The sequence below is a fragment of the Terrisporobacter mayombei genome (assembly GCF_020748465.1).
Taxonomy (GTDB): domain Bacteria; phylum Bacillota; class Clostridia; order Peptostreptococcales; family Peptostreptococcaceae; genus Terrisporobacter; species Terrisporobacter mayombei.
Genome location: NZ_JAHZMP010000059.1, coordinates 1 through 599, shown reverse-complemented (window position 1 = coordinate 599; position 599 = coordinate 1). Strand labels below are relative to the sequence as shown.

General features: G+C 55.9%; 1 protein-coding gene. It reads right to left on the bottom strand.

Translation table 11 applies throughout. The features are described 5' to 3' along the window. On the bottom strand, positions 1–599 hold a 599-nt coding region (locus K0039_RS24775; protein WP_228106777.1), incomplete at both ends, for an LptF/LptG family permease.

The window sequence follows — 599 nt, the reverse complement described above, 5'->3', positions numbered from 1 at the left end:
GGTTAACCACGCTCAGCGGTACGACCATAAGTGCCATCATAAACACGGTGAATACCAACGTGATACGCCAGTTCAGTTCTGCGCGAGCACGATCGGTGTCAGTGTTCCACAATGTGCACATGTCCATCTGGTCGGTATCGTTCGGGTCGAGCGCCACCGCCTGGTGACCAATGATCGCCTGATAATCCTGGAAATCCGTAATGCGGAAATCACGTAACAGTGCAGTGCCTTCGAAGCGCGTTCCCTGGTTGAGAGTGACGACCTGGGAGCCGTCGCGCAGCTGGGTTAAATGTCCGGAATCGGCCACCACCACAGAAGGACGTGCATTACCTTTTGGTCGAATTTGTGCGAGGAACACATCTTTGAAATCGCTGCCGTCAACGCTTTCGATGAACAGCACCGAGCTGCCATTAGTCGCTTGCTGGAAGTGCCCTTGCGCCAGCGCCGCCATGCCAGGGTTCGCTTTCGCTTCTGCTAACGCTTCATCCTGATGACGCGATGACCACGGTCCCGCCCACATCACGTTAACCGCCGCGACGATTGCCGTGAATACCGCAAGGATCATTGCCGCTTTCACCAGAACCGCTTTGCTCAGGCCG